The organism is Streptomyces sp. NPDC091387 (assembly GCF_044756945.1).
Taxonomy (GTDB): Bacteria; Actinomycetota; Actinomycetes; order Streptomycetales; family Streptomycetaceae; genus Streptomyces.
The window spans coordinates 571,003-591,511 of record NZ_JBIVTZ010000002.1 but is presented as its reverse complement, the minus strand read 5'-3'; the positions used below and the strand labels follow the sequence as shown (position 1 = coordinate 591,511).

Below are 20,509 nucleotides of genomic sequence, written 5' to 3'. Positions count from 1 at the left end.
GAGCCCCCCTAAGACCTGAGATCTCGCCCGCTATTCGCCGCGGGAGAGCGAACGGTGTCCGGCCGGTGCGATGTCCGCGCCTTCGCGGTTCCGGAAGTCACCGGACTCCATCGCGGTCCGGTCGAACGACTTCTGTACGTAGGAGAGGTCGGCGATCAGTCCCGCCGAGGTGACCTCCCGGCCGCGCGCCCGGCCGACGAGCCCGGCCAGGGGCAGCCGCCCGATGCCGGCCCACCGCAGCCGGCCGTCGCCGTCGATGTAGCTGCGGGCCCGGCCGTGATTGTCCGGGTGCAGGCAGTACGGGATGTCCAGAGCGCCCTGCCGGAAGGCGAGGACGAGTGCGTGGCCGATGTCAGGGGCCAGTTCGAGTACCCCCTCGATCAGGGCCCTGGCCTCCAGGTATGTCTGCGAGTCGGCCTCCGCGGGGGCCGGGCCGCCGGGCGGCGCCGCCCTGGCGGTGCGGGCCGCGGACTCCAGTGCGGCGACGTTCTCCGCGACGGTCGGGATCCGGCGGGACTCCGCCACCGTCTTCACGATGAGCCGCTCCGAGCCCGAGTCGACGGCGAGGCGGGTCGCCTGGTCGAGCAGCAGATAGGCGCCTTCGTCCGTGGTCGGGTACACGCCCATGTAGGCGTAGATGACCACGTGCCAGTTGGGCGTCGGGAGCAATTCGGCGCAGAGCCGCCGCAGAGCCGCGACCGCTTCCCGGTCCTGCCCCGGGTGGGTCTGCTGGGCATAGCTGAGCGACACACTGCGTATTCCGTGCGCGCAGAAGAAAAGCGCTTCGAGCACGCTGATCGCCACCAGCTGGCTGGGTGGGCACAATTGCCCGAGCATGCAGCCGCCGAACGTCTCCAGATGCGGTTCCACACCCGATTCCCGCAGTTGCGCGAAATCCTCGGTGCAGCGGACCCAGTTCCGTACGGACTCGTCCAGTGGAGTCCGTCCGTAGGGAAGGCAGTAGGAGACGGGGCCGCCCTCCGTGGCGTTGATCAGGGTCCGGCGCAGCGCGGCGAAGATGTCCTCGGGGACGGCCGATCCGTGCCGGACCTGGACCGGGAACGCCTCGTCCCTGATGTCCGCGAGAACCTGGCCGGTCACGGCCGGGTCGTAGCTGACGATGGGGTAGCCGTTGAGGTCGGCCCCGGCCCGCAACGCGCTCTCCACAGAAGCCAGTTCGCCGACCCGGGTGTAGCTGTCGAGGGTGATGGTGCCGACCGTCGCGGCGTCGGCGGCGCGGGTCGCGGCCAGTCCGGCACGCATGGTGGCGGGGTCGCTGAACCCCATCCGGGGCTGCACCACCAGGTCGCCGGCACGGCTCCTGGCCCGGACGAAGGCTCCGAAGTCCACCGGGCGCGCCCCCTCTGACGTCCGCCGGAGCGGGCGCGCGCCCGGTCTCACGCCACGACCTCGGTGCGTTCCAGGGCGCGGGGGGCGGTGGTCAGGGCGCCGACGAACCGGCTGAAGTCCCTGGTGGTGGTGGAGGCGTCGTCGAAGACGGCGTCGAAACCGGCGGAGATCAGCTCGCCGATCGCCGCGTCGCTCTGCTGCCCGGCGACGCCGAGCTTGCCGCCGATGACCACCGGGGTCGAGGCCAGTTCACCGCGGGTGCGCAGGGCGTCGATGACGCGCAGGCCGTCCTGGTGGCCGTGTCCGTTGACGCTGCTGATCACCACCAGGTCGGGGGCGGTCTCCCGGCAGGCGTCGACGAGGACCTGGTCCGGGACGCACGGTCCCAGGTTGATCACCTCGTATCCCAGCTCCTCGATGAGCAGCTGGAGGAAGACGAGGTTCCAGGTGTGGGAGTCGGAGGCCACGGTGGTGACGATCACGGTGCCGCGCCGGCCGCCCGCCGCGCTCACGGCGTTGGTGGCGCCGTGGGTGAGGGCGCTCATGCGGTCTCTCCCGCCCTGCCCGCGGACGGTTCGTCCACGGTCGCGTAGGAGCGGCTGTGCTCGATGCGGGAGACGGACAGCACCGTGTCACCCCGTACGACCACCTCGGTGGGGGCCGGGCGGCCCAGGAACATCAGGAGGCTGGCGGTCGGCCCGTACGCCCCGGCGTTGGGGATCGTCACCAGGTCGCCGGGGGCGAGCGCGGGCAGGTCGATCTCGCGGCCGAGGATGTCGCCGGGCGTGCACAACGGGCCCACCAGGCTGGCGGATTCGACGCACTCCCCGGATTCGGTCCCGACGGCCACGGGCAGCAGCCGGCCCAGGCCCGACATGCCGCCGAAGGTGTTGATGCCCGCGTCGAGGATGACGAACTTGCGGCCGCGGCTGACCTTGACGTTGCTGACCGAGGCGACCAGCGTGCCGCTCGCGCCGACGAGGTAGCGGCCCGACTCGCAGGCGATCTCGGGGCCCTCGGTCCGCCAGCGCGGGAAGTGGGTGTCCAGCGCGGCCGCGAGTTCGCCGCGCAGCTTGGGGTACGTCCCCCGGCTGCCGGGCACGGCGTACGGCACGGTGAAGCCGCCGCCGATGTCGAGGAAGCGCAGGGGGAGGTCCAGTTCCTGCTGGAGGCGGGCTGCGAGTTCGATGGTGTGGCGGAACTCGCCGACGAGGCTCTCCTCGTCCTTGGCGTTGCTCAGCGGGAAGAAGTGCATCCCGGTGATGCGGACGCCCGCGACGGTCCGCAGTTCGGGGACGACGTCGGCCAGGGTCTCGCTGTCGAAGCCGAACTGCGAGGGGGTGCCGGTCATCCGGATGCTGCTGGTGGCGCTGGCGGTGGCGCTGTTGACGCGCAGCAGGCAGTCGGCGGTCACGCCGTTCGCCAGGGCGGCGTCCGCGACGTGGCGGACGTCGGAGACCGAGTCGGTGGAGAAGACGCGGACGCCCAGGCGGATCGCCTCTTCCAGTTCCCCCGCGGTCTTGCCGGGGCCGGTGTAGAGGCAGTCCTCGCCGCGGAAGCCGGCGGCGAGGGCGGACTCCAGCTCGCCGGTGGAGCTGATCTCGGGCCGGCAGTGGCGGCCCTCGCCCTCGCGCAGGGCCCGGACCAGCCCCGGGTGGGGGTTGGCCTTGAGGGCGTAGAAGAGGGTGAACTCCTCCGGCAGCGCGTCGGACAGCTGCTGCCGGGCCGCCTCGATCTCGTCGAGGTCGTACACGTACAGCGGTGTGCCGAAGCGTTCGGCCAGTGCCTGGTAGCGGCTCATCGCCCTTCCCCGTCGATCATCTCGGTCAGCAGCTGCCGGGCGTTCTTCCCGTGCAGGCTCAGCGGCAGTTCGTCCAGGACCCGGCACAGGGCGGGCACCTTGGCCGGCTCCAGTCGCTCGGCGAGTTCCTTCAGAACGGTGTGCGGCGGCAGTTCCGTCTCGGCGAAAACGACCAGGTCCCGGGTGTCTGTGGGCGGCAGCGCCGTGGCGGTCCGCACACCGGGGATGTCCATGGCGGCGGCCTCGATCTCCACCGTGCTCATCCGGATGCCCTTGCGCTTGAACATGTCGTCGCGACGGCCCTCGAAGTAGAGGTAGCCGTCCTCGTCGAGCCGGCCGTAGTCGCCGGTGTGCAGCCGCAGCGCCCCGGTGTCGGGGTCGCGGCGGAAGGTGCGCGCGGAGAGTTCGGGGCGGCGCCAGTAGCCGGGCATGACGTGCGGGCCGACGGCGACGATCTCGCCGGTCTCGCCGGCCGGGAGGGGCCGGCCCTCCGCGTCGAGGATGAGGACGGTGGTGCCGGGCAGGGGCAGGCCCACCGACTGGGGGCGTTCGTGTTCCTGGTCCGGCGGCATGATGGAGACGCGCTTGCACTCGGTCTGGCCGAACTGGCGGACCACCCGCACGCCGGGGAACGCCTCGCGCAGGGCGGTGACCGCGTGGGCGGGCAGCGCGGCGCCGGTGTTGGTGAACATCCTTACCGGGGGCGGGTCCTGGGTGTCGCGCCGGGCGAGGGTGCCGATCATCGTGGCCAGCGAGGGGACGATGGGCACCACGGTCGCGCCGGTCTCCCGCATCCGCCGCAGCAGGACGAGGTCGGACTCGCCGCCGTCCAGGACCAGCCGGGAGCGTCCCAGGCAGGCGAGCAGCACCTTGTACAGACCGTAGTCCCAGGAGATCGGGAAGCGGCAGAAGACGACGTCGTCCGGCCGGTATCCCAGCACTTCCTGGATGGCGCGGGAGGCGAAGGTGACCTGCGCGTGCGGGCAGACGACCGCCTTGGGCGCGGCGGTGGAGCCGGAGGTGTAGACGAGGAACGCGGTCTCGTCGACGGCGATGTCGAGGGGCGGCGGCGCCGGGCGGCCGGCGGCCTCCTCGACGTGGGGCCAGATCGCCGCGAGGTCGTGCACGGGGAGGCCGGCGGCCCGGCCGAGCACCTCGGTGGTGGGTCCGTCGCCGATGATCAGGGCGGGTTCGGCGTCCTCGATGACGGACCGGAGGTGGTACTCCTTCATCGCGGGGTTGAGCGGCACCAGGATCACTCCGAGGCGCGAGGCCCCGTAGACCATGGCCACCAGTTCCCGCCGGCTGGGCAGCTGGACCAGCAGCCGGTCCCCGCGGGCCGCGCCCTGCTCGGTGAGCCAGGCGGCGAAGCCGTGGCTGAGTTCGGCCATCCGCCGGTACGTCACCTCGCCGGCGGAGTCGTGCAGACACCGTCCGTCGGGGGTGTCGGCGGTCGCGTCGTCGAGGAGGGAATGGACCGTCCCGCCGTTCCCGTGCGCCGTCGGCGCGTAAGTGGTGTTCGGATTCTCCACGGTTCCAACGTCGCTTTCGGGTGTGGGTGGCGAGCGGGCCGGCGTCGTCGCGCGACGGGGCCGGGCTCTTCGGGGATGTGGGAGCCGGTGCGGCCGGGGCACGGAACCTGAGGGGGTGGGTTCCGTGCCCCGGCTTCCGGGGGGCTGTGCCCCGTACCTAGTCGGCGACGCTCAGCGCCGCGACCGGGCAGACGTTGACGGACTCCAGGACTTCCTCGCGGAGTTTCTCGTCCGGTGTCTCGATCAGCAGGACGACCTTGCCGTCGTCCTCGTCCTGGTCGAAGACCGCGGGCGAGGTGATCACACAGGAACCGGCGGCGACACAGCGTTCTTTGTCGACGATCACACGCATGGGAGAGACTCCTTTACCAGGTCACCGGCAGCTCGTGGACGCCGTCGATGAGGGCGTTGGCCTTGAAGGGCAGTTCGTCCAGGGCCGCGTCGAGACGCAGTCCGGGGATGCGCCGCAGCAGGGTCGTGAAGACGACCTCCAGCTGCATGCGGACGAGCATCTGGCCCGCGCACTGGTGGCGTCCGAAGCCGAACGCGACGTTGTGGCGTGCCTCGCGGCGGCTCAGGTCCAGGGTGTTGGGGTCCTTGAAGACGGCCGGGTCGTGGTTGGAGGCGGAGAGCGAGCAGATGACGCCCTCGCCCTTGCGGATCAGCTGGCCGCCGATCTCGGCGTCGTCCAGCGCGACCCGGACGGTGCCGTGGTCGGAGATGCTGGAGTAGCGCGACAGCTCGTCGACGGCCTGGCCGGAGAGCTCGGGGTGCTCGCGGAGCCAGTCGGCCTGCTCGGGGTGCTGGAGGAGGACGAGGGCGCCGATGGAGATGCCGTTGACGGTGCTCTCGTGGCCGGCCGCGATCATGGCCCGTACCAGGGCGCTGATGTCGGACGGTTCCAGCTCGTTCTTCTCCCCGTTGCGCTGGAGCAGGCTGCTGATCAGGTCGTCGCCGGGGTTCTTCTGCCGCTCGGCGATGAGCTCGTAGAGGAGCACCTCGACCTCGGCGTTGGCCGAGGCGTGCTCCTCGGCGCTGCCCTGGGTGACGAGGAGGGTGACCCAGCGGTGGAACAGGTCGCGCGACTCGTGCGGGACACCGGTCAGCTCGCACATGGCGACGGACGGCACGGGCATCGACAGCATGGACACCAGGTCCACCGGGCCGCCCTGGGCCAGCATCGCGTCGATGCACTCGTCGACGATCTCCTGGGTGCGCGGCCGCATCGCCTCGACGCGCTTCACGCTGAGCTCCGGCATCAGCATCATGCGGTGCGCGGTGTGCTCCGGCGGGTCCATGTGCAGCAGGGCGGGCTTGACCTTGCCGAGCAGCTCCATGGGGAAGTGGAACTGGAGCGGGTAGCCGGGGTCGGCCATGTTGGCGCTGAACCGCGGGTCGACCAGCATCTGCCGGACGTCCTCGTAACGGGTGAGGAGCCAGGCCTCACGGCCGTTGAACCTGAGCTTGACCCGGGAGACCGGCTCGGTCTCCCGCAGCGTCGCGTACTCCGGTGCGGGGTCCAGGGGACAGCCGGTGCGCTCCAGGGGGAAGGGGCGGGGCTGGGCGTGCGGGCATGCGTCGACGAGATCGGACACGGTTCCTTCTCCAGAGGTCTCTGCGCTCGGTGGATACGGGGCGGCGGTGACTGGCTCAGCCACGCGCCTTCTCCAGGGAGGCGCGCACGGCGGCGGCGGTGCGGGCGATGTTCTCGCTGAGCGGCAGGGCGCGCAGGTCGGCGGAGAGGACCTCCGCCGACGGGGCGACGTCGACGCCCTTGGCGTCCAGCCTGTGCAGCAGCCCGGTGATGTCGAAGTCGCCGTCGCCCGGCAGCAGACGGCCGCTGAGGACCTCGTTCATGACGTCGGGGGACGCGGTGCGCGGGGCGTCCCCGAACTCCACGCCCGCGATCTGCGCACCCGTGAGCTGGTCGATCGAGCCGAGGCCCGTGGGGTCGCGGAAGAGGTGCCACATGTCGACGAGCAGACCGGCGTTGGGCCGGTCGGCGGCGGCGATGACGTCGGAGGCGACCTGGTAGGTGAAGCCGGGCATCACGGCCATCGCTTCGAGGGAGACGTTCAGTCCGCGCGCGGCGGCCCGGTCGCACATCGCGCCGAAGCGCTCGGCGAGGACATCGGTGGGCGGCATCTCCACACCGGGCGGGTAGACGGCACAGGACTTGACGGAGGGAATGCCGGCGATCTCGGCCAGCTCGAAGAAGCGGGTCTCCGTCTCCAGGGCGGCGGCGCTCTCCTCGGGCCCGGCGTTCCAGCCGAAGTGGACCTCCAGCTCGTGCAGCCGGACCGCGTACTCGGAGAGCAGTCCGCGCAGCTTGTCCGCCGAGTACTCGGAGAGGAACGTCTCCAGCTCCTCGATGCTCATGCCCATCGAGGCGCAGTTGTTCTCGGCCAGCGCGGCCAGCCGCTCCTCCAGCGTGTACCGCACCGGCTCCTGCCAGGCCGACCCGGTCAGCTGCAGATAGGCGAATCCCAGGTCGGTCCTGGTCAGAAGGGTCATGGTGTGTACCTCTCGCTCGGAAGTCCGCGGCCGGTCCTGGTTCCGGTGGCAGGGACGCGGCGCCGGCCTGGGCGCGTCCCACCGGAGGTGCGTTGGGTCCGGGGCGACCGGGCCGCGCTCAGGCGGCGAGGCTCCGGCGGACGGGCCGGAGCGCCGTCCGGGGGTCCACGGCGACGACGTCGAAGTTCCTGGTGGTGACGGGTACCCGGCCGAAGAGGCTGTCCGGTCCCGCGACGTACAGCCTGCCGACGCCGTGGCGGCGCAGGGAGTCGACGACGACGGGCCAGCGGACCGGGCGGACGAAGCCGTCCAGCAGCATCGTGCGGACCTGTTCGCCGGTGGTCAGCAGGGTGCCGTCCTGGTCGGCGACGACCGGGATGCGGGGATCGTGGAAGGTCAGCGGGGCGAACAGTTCCTTCTCGGCCCGCTCGCGCAGCGGGGCGAAGACGCTCGCGTGCATGGGCGGGCGCATCGTGTACAGCGGCAGGCCGCCCACCGAACGGAGCCGCTTGCCCAGCCAGTCGAGGACGGGCGCGCGCAGCGACACCATGTGGAAGTCCTCGTCGACGTGGCAGGAGATCTCGTACCACTCGCCGCGCTCGTCGAGTTCGGCGAGCACCCGGTCGAGTTCCGGGAGCGGGACGCGGGTGAAGGAGTGGGTGACGACGTCCTGGTGGTTCTCGGCGAACCAGGACTCCAGGAGCCTGGCCCAGCCGGCGGTCAGGCGGACCGCGTCGGCGAAGTCGAGGACGCCGGTGTGGGCGGCCGCGGTCTTTCCGCCGAAGCTGGGTCCGACGCAGAGCGTGGGCTCCGGGTCGAAGCGGTCGTGCGCCCACGCGGCGAGCGCCAGGCAGTTGACGAGGAACGCGACCTGCGCGTATTCGCTGTAGTCGCCCTCGGCCTCGCGGTAGCGGTCGACGAGTGAGTAGCCGAGCGCGTCGTCGGCGTCGGCGACCAGCCGGCGGGCCACCGGGTTGATCAGCATGAATTTGGCCGAGTCCTGGAAGCGCGTGGGGCTCATGCCGGGGAAGACCAGCGCAGCGCCGGTGCGGAAGTCGTCTCTCATGGTGTCCTGCCCTTCAGCCCGTCGTCCCGGCGCGATCAGCCCGTCGGGCGCTTCGATTCCGAACCGGTCGGGATCCAGGCTGAGGTCTGCCCGCCGCCGCCAAAACCCCTAAGGTTGCGGGTCCCAATTCCGTTGACGCCGGGTGCTCGTGGCGGCGCGGCGTCCGGCGGCCCGGTCGGCGCAAAGGGACTTCGCTTCCACCCGGCGGTCCCCCGTAGAGCCCCTAAGGGTCGGGCGTCGGGGCCGGACGGGGCGGGTCCCGGCGGCGGGCCGGGCTTGGGCCCGCGGGCCCGGTGTAGGGGGGTGCCGGACAACTTAGGGGAGGGCATGGGGCCGCGCCGGGTCTTCAATGAGGGACGGTTATCCGGATTCCGGCGCCGGTGGAGGAATCCGCCGCGCACCGTCGAGCCATGGATGGGTGGGACCATGACAGTGATTCAGGACGCCCCGTCGGACAGTGTGGGCGACAGTTCCCCGGTACCCCGGCCGGATCTGCGCTCGCTGGTGGCTCAGGCGGCGGAGCTGAAGAGTGCGGCGCGTGAGGGACTGGGCCCGCGCTCCACCGAACAGCAGCACGCCCGGGGGAAGCTGACCGCTCCGGAGCGGCTGGAGCTGCTCTTCGACCCGGGCACGTTCCGCGAGGTGGAGCCGCTGCGGCGGCACCGGTCCACGGGCTTCGGCCTGGAGCACCGGCGGCCGAGCGGGGACGGGGTGATCACCGGGTGGGGCCAAGTCAACGGCCGTACGGTGTTCGCGTACGCGCACGACTTCAGGGTCTTCGGCGGCTCGCTGGGCGAGGCGCACGCGCAGAAGATCCACAAGGTGATGGATCTGGCGCTGTCGTCCGGGGCTCCGCTGGTGGGTCTGAGCGACGGCGCGGGGGCACGGATCCAGGAGGGGGTGACGGCGCTCGCCGGGTACGGCGGGATCTTCCGCCGCAATGTCCGGGCGTCCGGGGTGATTCCCCAGATCAGTGTGATCCTCGGGCCGTGCGCGGGCGGTGCGACCTACTCGCCGGCGCTCACCGATTTCGTCTTCATGGTGCGGGACATCTCGCAGATGTACATCACCGGTCCGGACGTGGTCCAGGCCGTCACCAACGAGCGGGTGACACACGAACAGCTCGGTGGGGCGGAGGTGCACGCGACGGTCTCCGGCGCGGCGGGCTTCGTGTACGACGACGAGGCGGAGTGTCTGGAGGAGGTCAGGCACCTGCTCTCCCTGCTGCCCGCGAACAACCGCGAACTGCCGCCGGAGGCGCCGACCGACGACCCCCCGGACCGGCGGTGCGAGAGCCTGCTGACCCTGGTGCCGCACCACGCCAACCAGTCGTACGACATGCGCGCGGTGATCCGGGAGATCGTCGACGACGAGGACTTCTTCGAGGTCCACGCGCAGTGGGCCACCAACATCATCTGCGCGCTGGCCCGGCTGGACGGCCACACGGTCGGCATCGTCGCGAACCAGCCCGCCTCGCAGGCCGGGGTGCTGGACATCCACGCCTCGGAGAAGGCGGCGCGGTTCGTCCAGACCTGCGACGCGTTCAGCATCCCCCTGGTCACGCTGGTGGACGTGCCGGGTTTCCTGCCGGGCACCGACCAGGAGCACCGGGGCATCATCCGGCACGGTGCGAAGCTGCTCTACGCCTACTGCGACGCGACCGTTCCGCGCGTCCAGGTCATCCTGCGCAAGGCGTACGGCGGTGCGTACATCGTGATGGACTCGCGGTCCATCGGGGCCGACCTGTCCTTCGCGTGGCCGACCAACGAGATCGCCGTGATGGGCGCGGAGGGTGCGGCGAACATCGTCTTCCGCCGCGAGATAGCGGCCGCGCCCGATCCCGCGGCAGCCCGTGAGCAGCGGATCAAGGAGTACCAGCAGGAGCTGATGCACCCCTACTACGCGGCGGAGCGCGGTCTGGTCGACGATGTGATCGATCCGGCCGAGACCCGTGCGGTGCTGGTGAGTTCCCTCGCGATGCTGCGGACGAAGGACGCGTCGGTCCCGGCCCGCAAGCACGGCAACCCGCCGACCTGAGCCCGGTGAACCGCGCCCCCGAGGACCTGTGACCTGTGACCTGTGAGGAGTGACCCGCCCCATGACCGTTCCCGCCCACGCCCCGGCGGCCCGGACCGCGGCCCCGGACCGCACCGGGCCGGCGCTGCGCTTCCTCGGCGGCGCGCCGTCCAGCGAGGAGATCGCCGCGGTGACCGCGGCGCTGCTGAGCCTGCGCCGCGCCCCGGCGGCCGGTCCGGACGCCCCCCGTCCCGACGCCGCACCCCGGTGGAGCGCACCGCTCCACTACCGGCCGCCAGGAAGCTGGGCGGCACGATGAGTAAGGATGTTGAGCACTGATGACGGACGACTCCCGGGAGACCGGACCCTGGATCCGGCGTTTCCATCCGGCGCCGGAGGCACGCGCCCGCCTGGTCTGCTTCCCGCACGCGGGCGGATCGGCCACCTACTACTTCCCGGTGTCGCGTGCGCTGTCCCCCGCGGTCGACGTACTCGCGATCCAGTACCCGGGCCGCCAGGACCGCAGGAACGAGCCCTGCGTCGAGGACATCGAGGAGCTGGCCGGCCTCGTCGTGGCGGAGCTGCGCCCCTGGGGTGACGTACCCCTGATCCTGTTCGGCCACAGCATGGGGGCCACGCTCGCGTTCGAGGTGGCCCGCAGGCTGGAGGCCGCGGGGACACCGCCTCTGATGCTCTTCGCCTCCGGCCGCCGGGCGCCCTCCCGGGTGCGCGAGGAGACCGTGCACCTGGCGGACGACGACCGCCTCATCGCGGACATCACCCAGCTGAGCGGAACGGATTCCGCGGTGCTGGCCGATCCCGAGATCCTGCGGATGATCCTCCCGGCGATCCGCAGCGACTACAAGGCCGCGGAGACCTACCGCTTCCGGCCGGGGCCGCCGCTCGGCCTGGACGTCATGGCGCTCGTCGGTGACGACGATCCGCAGGTGACCGTCGACGAGGCGGGGTCGTGGCGCGAGCACACCACGGCGTCGTTCGAGCTGAAGGTGTTCCCCGGCGGCCACTTCTTCCTGGACTCCCACGTGGCCGCGGTCCTCGATCTGATCCGCGCGCGCACGGGCGTACTGGCGGTGGGACCGTGAACCACTGGGGGCGGCGGGCCGTCCGGCCCGCTCGTCCGGTCGTCCGCGCCTAGGGCCTGTATGGGGCGCCCGGACCGGCGTCCGTCTCGGGAAACCCCTGCCGCATGCCCCGGAGTCATCTCCGGGGCATGTGCGTTTCATGCCCCGGCCAATGCAATCCGGACAGAGTTGCGCTTCCCTCACCAGAATCTAGACGACCGTACTAGACTAACGTCTATCGCGGCATCGGGCAGTCTGCCCTCAAGAGCCGATGTGCGAGGCAGTCCCGGTCGGCGCCCGTGAGCGCACCGGCCTGACAGACATCCCCAACCCGCCCCGCGTACACGGTCACGCCTCCTTCCCATGGTTGGCCGTCACCGACCGGCTATCGACTACGGAGGCCAGAGTGCCGGTACGACCAGAGCACGGCGTCACCTCGCGCGTCACCGAGGACGGGTGCCTCGAATTCCTCACCTCGCCGGACGGCCCCAGTTACCGGTGCAGCCCCGTCGCCGCGGCCATGTGGATCGCGTTGCGCCAGCACAACGGCCAACTCGGCCCGGCGGCCGAGATGCTGGCCGAGCTGTGGTGCACGGACCCGGAGAACACCCGTACCGACATGGACATCTGGGTGAGCGAGCTGCGCGACGCCGGCCTGGTCCGCGACGAGCCCTGAGGGGACGGCGGCCGCGGCACCCGCCCCTCCCCGGGCAGCCGATCACCCCTCGAACCCCTCTCGCGCCCCTTGCCGGGCAGCCGCGGCCGGCCCCCTTCAGGCGGCCGGGCCCGTAACAGCGGCCGGGCCCGTAACGGCGGCGGCACCCTGGTGCAGCACCAGAATGGCCCGCATCGCCTCGGCCAGGTCACGCCCGGAAGGCGCGGTCTCCGGCGAGAACAGCCACAGCGACATCACCCCGTTGAGCAACGCGGCGTAGAACCGCCCGAGGGTGACCGCCATCTGCTCGTCGACCTCGCTCTCGTCCACGCCGTGGAAGAGCGCCACCAGCGCCGACCAGCCGAACGGCTGCGCCCTGGAGAGCCCCTCGCGCATCAGGGGCTGGTTCTCCGCGTGCACGGCGACCTCCACGCTCAGCGCCCACAGGGGTTTGCGCTCCGGGAAGATCTCGACGATGCGGTTCCACACCATCTCGAAGCGCTCGATCGTCGACGAGGCGGATTCGAGGTCGGCCCCGATCGCGGTGTCCGGCCCGAACTCGTCCCCCCACTCCTGCATCGCCTGGACGTACGCCTGCACCAGCAGGGCGTCCTTGGAACCGTAGTGGTAGCCGATGGACGCCAGAGCGGTTCCGGACGCCGCCACAATGTCCCGCGCGCTCGTACGGGCGAACCCCTTCTCCAGGAGACAGCGCTTCGCGCCTTCCAGAAGATCTTCACGGTGACCCACAGCACCACCCTTGCCTTGAAGCCGTCGGGGCATCTTAGACCGACCGAACTCCCTCGGAACCGACAAGCGTTGGACCGTGACCGGCGAACGCAACACCGCCTCGCCGCGCGTGCAGCTTGTGGCCACTAGAGGATGCGTCGAGCGTGCGCCACACTCAGAGGCGTGTGGCGTACGCACACGCGTTGCATATACGCCACACACGTTCCAATAAGGCATTTTCTCAATGCCGGAACAAGTCAATCTGCAGCGTGGTGTTCGGGGGACAGAGTGGAATTTGCCGAAAGAGAGCTGGAAGTCAAGACGTTGCGCACCGCACTCGACGAGTGCCGGAACGGCGCGGCCCGCATCGTCCTCATCGAGGGAGCCGCGGGATGCGGCAAGAGTGAGCTCATCGACACCCTCGCCGAATGGACCGACACGGGCGACGAGGTGGCCCTGCGGGCGTACTGCTCACCGACCGAACGGGCCCTGCCGCTCGGCCTGATGCGGCAGCTGACCGGGGACGCGCCGGCCGGCGCACTGCCCGAGGCCTCCGCGACACCGGACGGCCAGCCGCAGGTCAGCGCGATGCGGGAGTTCCAGGCGGCGCTGGAACGGCTGGGCACCACCGCCCCGGTCATCATCTCCGTCGACGACGTGCACCACGCGGACAGCGCGTCCCTGCGCTATCTCCAGCACATCGTCCGGCACTGCCGCTCCACCAGGATGCTGCTGGTCCTCACGACACCCCTCCACCAGGAGGGCCAGGACGCCGCCTTCGGTACGGAGCTGCTGCGCAGCCGCAACGTGCGGCGCATCCGGCTGCGGCGGCTGAGCCCCGAGGGATGCCGGCGCGTCGCGGCCGGCTCCCACGGCCCCACACCGCGCGAGGCGCTCTCCGGCGAGCTGCACGCGATCAGCGGGGGCAACCCGCTGCTGCTGCGCGCACTCCTGGAGGAGTACCGCTCGGCCCCGACGGGCACCGACGCCTTCCGCCCCGAGCAGGGCGGGCTGTTCGGGCAGGCCGTCCTGACCTGCCTGCGGCACAGCGGACCGCACATGGTGGACCTCGGCGCGGCGCTCGCCGTGCTGGGCGACGCCTACACACCGGAGCGGGCCGGCCGGCTCCTGGGCGTCCCGGCCTTCGCCGCCGCGCAGTCGGTCGCCTCGCTGTCCGCCTCCGGCATTCTCAACGGCCACCGCTTCCCGCACCCGCACACCAAGACGGCGATCCTGGACCAGGTGCCGGCCGACGTGCTGGCGGGTCTGCACCTGCGAACCGCCGAACTCCTGCACGTGGAGGGCGAGTCCGTCACCCAGATCGCCGGTCATCTGCTCGCCGCCGCCCAGCTGGGCCGATCGCTCACCGCCGTCCCCTGGGCCGTCGACGTGCTGCGGGAGGCCACCGAGGACCTGCTCGCCCACGGTGACCCCGCCCGTGCCACCAAGGCGCTCGAACTCGCCCACGAGCTGAGCCGCGACGAACAGCAGCGGGCCGACATCAAGACCCGGCTCGCGGCCGTCACCTGGCGGGTCAACCCGGGACGGGCGGAGAAGCACCTGTCGGCCCCGCTCGCGGTGCTCCGGTCGGGCCGGCTGGCCGCGGAGCGCCTGGCACCGCTGGCCGAACTCCTCACCTCCCAGGGCCGGATAGCCGAGGCGGCCGAGGTGATGTCCATGATCCTCAGCGACACCGCGGCGAGCGGCGCCGGGACCCCCGCGGGGACCGGATACGGACGCCGTCCGGCCGAGGGGGCGGGCACGTCCGGGGTCCGGATCGAGAACTCGGGGGAACCAGGCGGGGGGAGACCCGCGGCCGACACCGAGACGAGCACCGAGACCACCGCCGCCGAACGCTTCCTGCGCACGACCGTCCTCACCGACGAGACACTGGAACCGGTCATGCGCGCGCTGCGGGCCCTCTCCTACTTCGGTCAGCCCGAACGGGCCGCCGTCTGCTGCCGCGAGCTGATCGCCGAGGCCGAGCGGCAGAAGGCCCCCGCCTGGCAGGCCCTGTTCTCCTCCGCGCTCGCGGCGGTGCTGCTGCGGCTGAGCGATCTGCACGCCGCGGAGGAGTACGCGCGCCGGGCGCTGGACTGCCTGCCCGAGCAGAGCAGCAGCGCGTTCATCGGCAGCCCGACGGCCACCCTGATCCGGGCGCGCACTCTCATGGGGGACCATGCGGCGGTCGCCCGCCAGCTCCACCAGCCCGTCGCGGACACGCTGTTCAAGAGCACGCACGGTCTCTCCTACCTGCGCGCCCGCGGTCTCTACCTCATGGCCACACATCAACTCCAGGCCGCGCTGGGCGACTTCCTGGAGGCGGGCCGGCTCGCCAAGAGCTGGGGCGTGGACCGGCCCGCGGTGCTGCCCTGGCGCACGGACGCGGCCGACGCGCTGTTCCGGCTCGGCGAGACGCAGCGGGCCAAGGCGCTCGTGGAGCAGCAGTTCGCCGACCCGGACGCGCGCAGGCCGTGGGTACGCGGTATCAGTCTTCGTCTACGCGCGGTGACCTCGGATCCTCGCCAGCAGCTCGCCCTGCTGAATCAGTCGGTCGACGAGCTGAGCCGCTCCGGCGACCGGGTGGAACTGGCCCGTTCGCTCGCCGCACTGGGCCGTTCCCTGCGGGCGGTCGCCGAGCCCGCGCGGGCGGACGCGGTGATCCGCAGGGCCTGGAACCTGGCCCGGGAGTGCGGTGCCGAATCGCTGTGCGAGGAGATCTGCCCGGAACTCGGTCCGGAGGACGGAACGCACCGGCGCGGCGCCCCGGAGGAGTACCGTTCCGATCTCGACACCAAGTTGAGCGACTCCGAGCGCCGGGTGGCCACCCTCGCGGCGAGCGGCTACACCAACCGCGAGATCTCCCTGAAGCTGCACATCACCGTCAGCACCGTCGAACAGCACCTCACCCGCGTCTACCGCAAACTCAACATCACCCGCCGGCAGGATCTGCCGGTGGACCTCCACCTCGCGGTCTCCACCGCCGAAGCCGTCTGATCAGACCTGCCGGGTTCGCCGTGGACCGCGACTTCAGCACGGACTGGAAGGACTGGTCCCGGTGACCCAAGGAAAGCTGTTCGCGCTCAGCGACCAGCACGTCGCCCATGAGGAGAACCGGCGCATCACGGAGTCTCTCCGGCCGGAGCACGAAGACGACTGGCTGCTCGTCGCTGGGGATGTCGGCGAGAAGTTCGAGGACATCGCCTGGGCGCTGAAGCTCCTCTCGGAGCGTTTCGCCCAGGTCGTCTGGGCCCCGGGCAACCACGAGTTGTGGACCCACCCCGCCGACTCCGTCACCCTGCGGGGCGCCGCCCGCTACGAGGCCCTGGTCGAACTGTGCCGTGGCCTCGGAGTGCTGACCCCAGAGGACCCGTATCCCCTCTGGCACGGCGGCGCGGAACCCGTCACGATCGCCCCCCTGTTCGTCCTGTACGACTACTCCTTCCTCGCCCCAGGAACCCGTACCAAGGAGGAATCCCTGCGCGTGGCCAACGAGTCGGGGGTGGTGTGCACCGACGAGTTCCTGCTGCACCCCGACCCGTACCCGTCGCGGGACGCCTGGTGCCGGGCCCGGGTCGCCCTCACGGAGGAGCGGCTCGCGGCCGTCGACCCCCGGTACGGCACGGTGCTGGTCAATCACTATCCGCTGGTACGGGAGCCGACACGGGTCCTGCGCTTCCCCGAGTTCGCCCAGTGGTGCGGCACCGAGCTGACCGCCGACTGGCACCGGCGCTTCCGGGCGGTCGCCGCCGTCTACGGCCACCTCCACATCCCCCGGGTCACCTGGTACGACGGGGTCCGCTTCGAGGAGGTGTCGATCGGGTACCCGCGGGAGTGGCGCTCCCGGCCGCCCCGCTCCCCGCTGCGCCAGATCCTGCCGCCGCCCGCGTCGGGACCCTCGGCATGATCGGCGCCATACTCCCCCCGGACGTGGCCGCCGTGAGCGCCTTCGGTGATCTGTCGCCCCGGGAGGGCTGCGAGCTCTTCCCGGCGGAGACGGCGGCGATCGTCCGGGCGGTGGCCCGCCGCCGCGCCGAGTTCACCACCGTACGGCTGTGCGCGCGGCGCGCCATGGAGCAGCTCGGGCTGGCACCGGCCCCCCTGCTGCCGGGAAAGCGGGGCGCGGTCAGCTGGCCGGAGGGCGTGACCGGCAGCATGACCCACTGCGCCGGATTCCGCGCGGCGGCGGTCGCCCACACCGGGGCCATCGCGGCACTGGGTATCGACGCGGAACCGAACGGGCCGCTGCCCGACGGTGTGCTGGAGGTCGTCTCCCTGCCCCGCGAGCGCGCCAAGCTCGCCGAACTCTCCCGGCAGCGCCCGGAGGTGCACGGGGACCGGCTGCTGTTCAGCGCCAAGGAGTCGGTGTTCAAGACCTGGTATCCGCTGACCGGGCGCGAGCTCGACTTCACGGAGGCGGAGCTCGACTTCGACCCGGCGGGCACCTTCTCGGCGCGGCTGCTGGTGCCGGGGCCCGAGGTGGCCGGGCGGCGGCACACCACGTTCTCCGGGCGCTGGACGGCGGGGCGCGGCTTCGTCGTGACCGCGATCGCGCTGCCCGCGTGAGATGAACCGCGCGACAGAAACAAAGGAAACATTCAACTAACCCGTTCCCCCAGGTGGCAAACCCAAACGGGGCCACCACCCGAACGCAAGTAAAGGGAAAGTAAATGAACTGCATTAATTGAGTAAATACTGTTCGATGGGCAACCCCCTCGGTTACGCTCGTGATCGACCAAGCCCGCTCCGATTGCCCTTACAGGCAATTCGGCGCAAGGGGAGTTCTTCCTGACTCGGCACCACTGGGACAGCTCCCCGAACGCCATTTTTTAAATTCGCAATAACTTTTCCGAACTTTCCCGCATCGCCTCTCTCCACTGCACGGCCATACCCTTGGATCATTCGTGAGTGAATTTATGTTCCATTTCTCTTCACGAGATCCATATACCCTAGAATTGAAGCCCACCGACCTGCGGGCACAAGGGGGGAGCAGCGAATGCCGGCAGCCAGAGAGTCAGACTGGCTCGGGAAGTTCGCGCCACGGGACCGCGGCGCTTCGGCGCATCGGTTCACCGGGGGCGAGGCCCGGTTCGAGCGCGAGGACGTCGCCGCGGGTCTGAGCCTGAGTCCCGAGCAGTCGATCGGCGCGGAGCGGGTGCTGCGCCTCCTGGGTCTGATCCGCTCGGCCGCCGCCGCGGGCGAGCTCATCGCCCCGGTGGACGCGGAGGAGACGGGGGCGATGCTGGCACGGGCCCTCGGGGCACAGCTGCGCGATCACCGGCTCCGTGAGAGCGTGCTGCACGAACAGCACCCGGACGGCGCCCGTGACCACGAGGAGAACGGGCCGGACCCGGCGGATCCCCTCTCCGCCGCTCCTCCCCCGGCGTGCGATCCCGCCGACGCCGCCGCCTTCCACGCGCTGATCGACGAGATGAGCGCCCGCTGCCGGGAGGAGCTCCTTCTCGTCCTGCCCAGTGGCGCCCGCCCCTGCCAGTCCTTCGCGGTCGCCCGGAACATCACCCTGGACCTGCTGGCCCGCGGGGTGCGGGCCCGGCTGATCTACCAGCACGCCATCCGCGGCGACCTGGTCACCCGGTCCCTGGTGCGGGAGCTCACCCAGCACGGGGCCGAGGTCAGGACCAGCGCCGAGCTGATCGATCCGCTCGTCGCCTTCGACCGCAAGGCGCTCGTTCTGCCGCTCTCCCCGGACTCCCCCCGGGGGGCCGGCCCGACGTCGGCGGCGGCGGTGCGGGACCCGGCCGTGGTCGCGTTCGCCTGCGCCGCTTTCGAGAACCTGTGGAACACCGCGAGCCCGCTCATTCCGGACGCGAAGAACACCACACACACCATCGATGAACTCAAGAAGTCAATAGTGCGCCTTCTGGCAATGGGCCACAAGGACGAAATGGTGGCACGCCGGCTCGGCATATCGGTCCGTACGTGCCGTCGCCATATCGCGGAGATTATGGATGAACAGGGAGCTCTCAGCCGCTTTCAGGCCGGTGTTCATCTGACCCGGGCGGGCCTGGTCGACGAACCTTTTCCGCCGAACAGGGCAGCGACGGAAAAAGAGCCCGGCCCGCCGGATAATCCCCGGGACCCGGAAGGGCCCCCGCACTCGACATACGCACCCGGAACATCACCCATGTAACGAACCGGACTGTTGGGCACGAATCGAATACGTGCCGGAATACCGTTCCGCACCGCCCGCACCACTCCCCCATGACGACGTCGGCTCCCGGGACCACTGTGGTCCCGGGAGCCGACGTCACTCAGGCGGTCAGGGCTACTTGATCCACTCCGACCAGTCCATGTTCCAGCCGTTGAGGCCGTTGTCCGGCTGGATCGTCTTGTCGTGGGAGTTCTTCACGACCACGACGTCGCCGATGAGCGAGTGGTTGAAGAACCACGCCGCCGGGGTGCCCGGGTCACCGCCGCCGCGGGCGTCCATCATGCCGACGCAGCCGTGGCTGGTGTTGGTGGAGCCGAAGACACCCGAACCGCCCCAGTAGTTGCCGTGGATGAAGGTGCCCGACGTGGACAGCCGCATCGCGTGCGGCACGTCCTTGATGTCGTACTCACCGCCGAAGCCGACGGTGTCACCGTTCATCCGGGTCACCCGCAGCTTCTCGCTGATGACCATCCGGCCGTTGTACGTGGTGGTGGCCGGGGCGCCCGCGGAGATCGCGATGTCCTTGACCTGCTTGCCGTCGCGGACGACCTTCATCCGGTGCGAGTTCGCGTCCACGGTGCTGATCTGCCGGCGGCCGACGGTGAACGACACCGTCTTGGTCTGCTTGCCGTAGACCCCCGGGCGTCCCTCGACACCGTCGAGGTCGAGCTTCACGGTCACCTTGGTGCCCGCGGCCCAGTAGTCCTCCGGCCGGAAGTCCAGGCGGTCGTTGCCGAACCAGTGGCCCTCGATCTCGACGGCCGGATCGGCCGTCACCTTCACGGCCTTCTCGACGGCCTCCGGGTCGGTGATGCCACGGGTGAAGTGGATCGAGACGGGCATGCCGACGCCGACCGTGGAGCCGTCCTCCGGGGTGTACTGCCCGATGAAGGTGTTCTGCGGGACCAGTGTGGTGAAGGTGGTGTCCTTCGCCGACTCACGGCCCTTCTCGTCCTTCGCCACCGCGTGGACCTTGTACTTGGTCGCGGAGGCCAGATGCCGCTCCGGCTCCCAGCTCGCGCCGTCCGCCGCGATCTTCCCCTCGACCTCCGCGCCCTTGGCGTCGGAGACCTTGACCGTGGAGAGCTTCCCCTGCTCGGCGGAGATCTTCAGCGCCCCGCTGGTGGCGACGGAGTCGGCACCGTCGTTAGGGGCGACCTTCACCACCGCCTGGGAGGCGCTGGTGTCGTCGGTCTTCGCCCCGCCCTTGCCGCCGCCCTTGCCCCCGCCCTCGGTCTCCTGCCCGCCGCACGCCGTCACCAGCAGCAACAGTGCGCCCAGCACCAGGGCCAGCAGTCCGGTGGCCCCACGTCCACGCCGCCCGCTGTCCGCCCCGGCCGATGTCCCCGATATCGGCTGCCCGTTCAATGTGGTCGTCTCCCCTCGCACGGCCTGGCCCCGCCAAGACCCTGGGAGCTCACGTGCTCCCGCCCCCGCGCGCTGCATATGCACGCTCAGCGAAAGATAATCACACCGGCTACGGACAGATCTCCCCCGGGATGTCACCGTTCCGTCCCAACTCGTTCAGGACTTCGCCTGGTCGCGGGCGGTAGCGGCGCGGTGGGCGGACACGACGGACGGCGCGGCCGCAC

At 70.9% G+C, this 20,509-nt stretch carries 18 protein-coding genes; 8 read left to right on the top strand and 10 right to left on the bottom strand.

From position 1 onward, the window contains the following. Positions 1-30 precede the first annotated feature (30 nt). The 8 genes from ACIQM0_RS06885 to ACIQM0_RS06850 form a co-directional block, all read right to left on the bottom strand. Positions 31-1,401, bottom strand: a complete 1,371-nt coding sequence (locus ACIQM0_RS06885; protein WP_401284136.1) for a methylaspartate mutase — start codon at positions 1,399-1,401, stop codon at positions 31-33. Beyond that, on the bottom strand, positions 1,398-1,895 hold the full coding sequence (locus ACIQM0_RS06880; protein ID WP_401284134.1) for a cobalamin B12-binding domain-containing protein: 498 nt from the start codon (positions 1,893-1,895) through the stop codon (positions 1,398-1,400). The genes ACIQM0_RS06885 and ACIQM0_RS06880 overlap by 4 nt, the downstream gene beginning before the upstream one ends. Next, positions 1,892-3,151 (bottom strand): type III PLP-dependent enzyme, encoded by a 1,260-nt coding sequence (locus tag ACIQM0_RS06875; protein ID WP_401284132.1) that lies wholly within the window; start codon positions 3,149-3,151, stop codon positions 1,892-1,894. Before ACIQM0_RS06875 ends, ACIQM0_RS06880 begins: the two co-directional genes overlap by 4 nt. Beyond that, positions 3,148-4,683, bottom strand: coding sequence for an AMP-binding protein (locus ACIQM0_RS06870; protein ID WP_401284130.1), 1,536 nt, complete (start codon positions 4,681-4,683; stop codon positions 3,148-3,150). The genes ACIQM0_RS06875 and ACIQM0_RS06870 overlap by 4 nt, the downstream gene beginning before the upstream one ends. Before the next feature lie 157 nt (positions 4,684-4,840). Next, a complete protein-coding gene (locus tag ACIQM0_RS06865) occupies positions 4,841-5,035 on the bottom strand; it encodes a ferredoxin (RefSeq protein WP_401284128.1) in 195 nt (64 codons plus the stop codon). 13 nt (positions 5,036-5,048) lie between these two features. Further along, on the bottom strand, positions 5,049-6,278 hold the full coding sequence (locus ACIQM0_RS06860; protein ID WP_363026836.1) for a cytochrome P450: 1,230 nt from the start codon (positions 6,276-6,278) through the stop codon (positions 5,049-5,051). A 55-nt stretch (positions 6,279-6,333) separates the two neighbouring features. After that, positions 6,334-7,197, bottom strand: coding sequence for a sugar phosphate isomerase/epimerase family protein (locus tag ACIQM0_RS06855; RefSeq protein ID WP_401284126.1), 864 nt, complete (start codon positions 7,195-7,197; stop codon positions 6,334-6,336). Between the two features lie 118 nt (positions 7,198-7,315). Beyond that, the gene (locus tag ACIQM0_RS06850; RefSeq protein WP_401284183.1) at positions 7,316-8,182 is read right to left on the bottom strand and encodes an ACP S-malonyltransferase; all 867 of its coding nucleotides are present in this window, start codon (positions 8,180-8,182) and stop codon (positions 7,316-7,318) included. 507 nt (positions 8,183-8,689) lie between these two features. Between ACIQM0_RS06850 and ACIQM0_RS06845 the strand changes: the two genes are divergently transcribed. The 4 genes from ACIQM0_RS06845 to ACIQM0_RS06830 all read left to right on the top strand — a co-directional run bounded on the left by ACIQM0_RS06845 (position 8,690) and on the right by ACIQM0_RS06830 (position 12,037). Next, entirely contained in the window at positions 8,690-10,300 is a 1,611-nt protein-coding gene (locus ACIQM0_RS06845) for an acyl-CoA carboxylase subunit beta (RefSeq protein ID WP_401284124.1), read from the top strand. Between the two features lie 61 nt (positions 10,301-10,361). Beyond that, on the top strand, positions 10,362-10,598 hold the full coding sequence (locus tag ACIQM0_RS06840) for an acyl-CoA carboxylase epsilon subunit (protein ID WP_401284122.1): 237 nt from the start codon (positions 10,362-10,364) through the stop codon (positions 10,596-10,598). A gap of 19 nt (positions 10,599-10,617) precedes the next feature. Further along, on the top strand, positions 10,618-11,382 hold the full coding sequence (locus ACIQM0_RS06835) for a thioesterase II family protein (RefSeq protein WP_401284120.1): 765 nt from the start codon (positions 10,618-10,620) through the stop codon (positions 11,380-11,382). A gap of 385 nt (positions 11,383-11,767) precedes the next feature. Then, positions 11,768-12,037, top strand: a complete 270-nt coding sequence (locus ACIQM0_RS06830; RefSeq protein WP_363026846.1) for a PqqD family protein — start codon at positions 11,768-11,770, stop codon at positions 12,035-12,037. 96 nt (positions 12,038-12,133) lie between these two features. On the opposite strand, the gene ACIQM0_RS06825 is transcribed toward ACIQM0_RS06830, so the two are convergent. Beyond that, on the bottom strand, positions 12,134-12,766 hold the full coding sequence (locus tag ACIQM0_RS06825) for a TetR/AcrR family transcriptional regulator (protein WP_401284118.1): 633 nt from the start codon (positions 12,764-12,766) through the stop codon (positions 12,134-12,136). Between the two features lie 267 nt (positions 12,767-13,033). Between ACIQM0_RS06825 and ACIQM0_RS06820 the strand changes: the two genes are divergently transcribed. From ACIQM0_RS06820 to ACIQM0_RS06805, 4 genes are all read left to right on the top strand, one after another. Next, positions 13,034-15,742 carry an AAA family ATPase gene (locus ACIQM0_RS06820; protein WP_401284116.1) on the top strand — a complete coding sequence of 903 codons (2,709 nt, stop codon included), beginning with the start codon at positions 13,034-13,036 and terminating at the stop codon, positions 15,740-15,742. Between the two features lie 61 nt (positions 15,743-15,803). Continuing rightward, entirely contained in the window at positions 15,804-16,652 is an 849-nt protein-coding gene (locus ACIQM0_RS06815; RefSeq protein WP_401284114.1) for a metallophosphoesterase family protein, read from the top strand. Next, positions 16,649-17,311, top strand: coding sequence for a 4'-phosphopantetheinyl transferase (locus ACIQM0_RS06810; RefSeq protein WP_401284112.1), 663 nt, complete (start codon positions 16,649-16,651; stop codon positions 17,309-17,311). The genes ACIQM0_RS06815 and ACIQM0_RS06810 overlap by 4 nt, the downstream gene beginning before the upstream one ends. A 430-nt stretch (positions 17,312-17,741) precedes the next feature. Beyond that, positions 17,742-18,896 (top strand): hypothetical protein, encoded by a 1,155-nt coding sequence (locus tag ACIQM0_RS06805; protein ID WP_401284110.1) that lies wholly within the window; start codon positions 17,742-17,744, stop codon positions 18,894-18,896. 135 nt (positions 18,897-19,031) lie between these two features. Here ACIQM0_RS06805 and ACIQM0_RS06800 read toward each other — a convergent pair whose 3' ends face one another. Next, complete coding sequence (locus ACIQM0_RS06800; protein ID WP_401284108.1) at positions 19,032-20,285, bottom strand: Ig-like domain-containing protein; 1,254 nt, start codon at positions 20,283-20,285, stop codon at positions 19,032-19,034. Positions 20,286-20,509 lie beyond the last annotated feature (224 nt).

Excerpts from the sequence above, each read along its gene's own strand:
- ACIQM0_RS06880 (WP_401284134.1), bottom strand. The coding sequence starts at position 1,895 with ATGAGCGCCCTCACCCACGGCGCCACCAACGCCGTGAGCGCGGCGGGC.
- ACIQM0_RS06875 (WP_401284132.1), bottom strand. The coding sequence starts at position 3,151 with ATGAGCCGCTACCAGGCACTGGCCGAACGCTTCGGCACACCGCTGTAC.
- ACIQM0_RS06865 (WP_401284128.1), bottom strand. The coding sequence starts at position 5,035 with ATGCGTGTGATCGTCGACAAAGAACGCTGTGTCGCCGCCGGTTCCTGT.
- ACIQM0_RS06855 (WP_401284126.1), bottom strand. The coding sequence starts at position 7,197 with ATGACCCTTCTGACCAGGACCGACCTGGGATTCGCCTATCTGCAGCTG.
- ACIQM0_RS06850 (WP_401284183.1), bottom strand. The coding sequence starts at position 8,182 with ATGCTGATCAACCCGGTGGCCCGCCGGCTGGTCGCCGACGCCGACGAC.
- ACIQM0_RS06845 (WP_401284124.1), top strand. The coding sequence starts at position 8,690 with ATGACAGTGATTCAGGACGCCCCGTCGGACAGTGTGGGCGACAGTTCC.
- ACIQM0_RS06840 (WP_401284122.1), top strand. The coding sequence starts at position 10,362 with ATGACCGTTCCCGCCCACGCCCCGGCGGCCCGGACCGCGGCCCCGGAC.
- ACIQM0_RS06835 (WP_401284120.1), top strand. The coding sequence starts at position 10,618 with ATGACGGACGACTCCCGGGAGACCGGACCCTGGATCCGGCGTTTCCAT.
- ACIQM0_RS06810 (WP_401284112.1), top strand. The coding sequence starts at position 16,649 with ATGATCGGCGCCATACTCCCCCCGGACGTGGCCGCCGTGAGCGCCTTC.
- ACIQM0_RS06805 (WP_401284110.1), top strand. The coding sequence starts at position 17,742 with ATGCCGGCAGCCAGAGAGTCAGACTGGCTCGGGAAGTTCGCGCCACGG.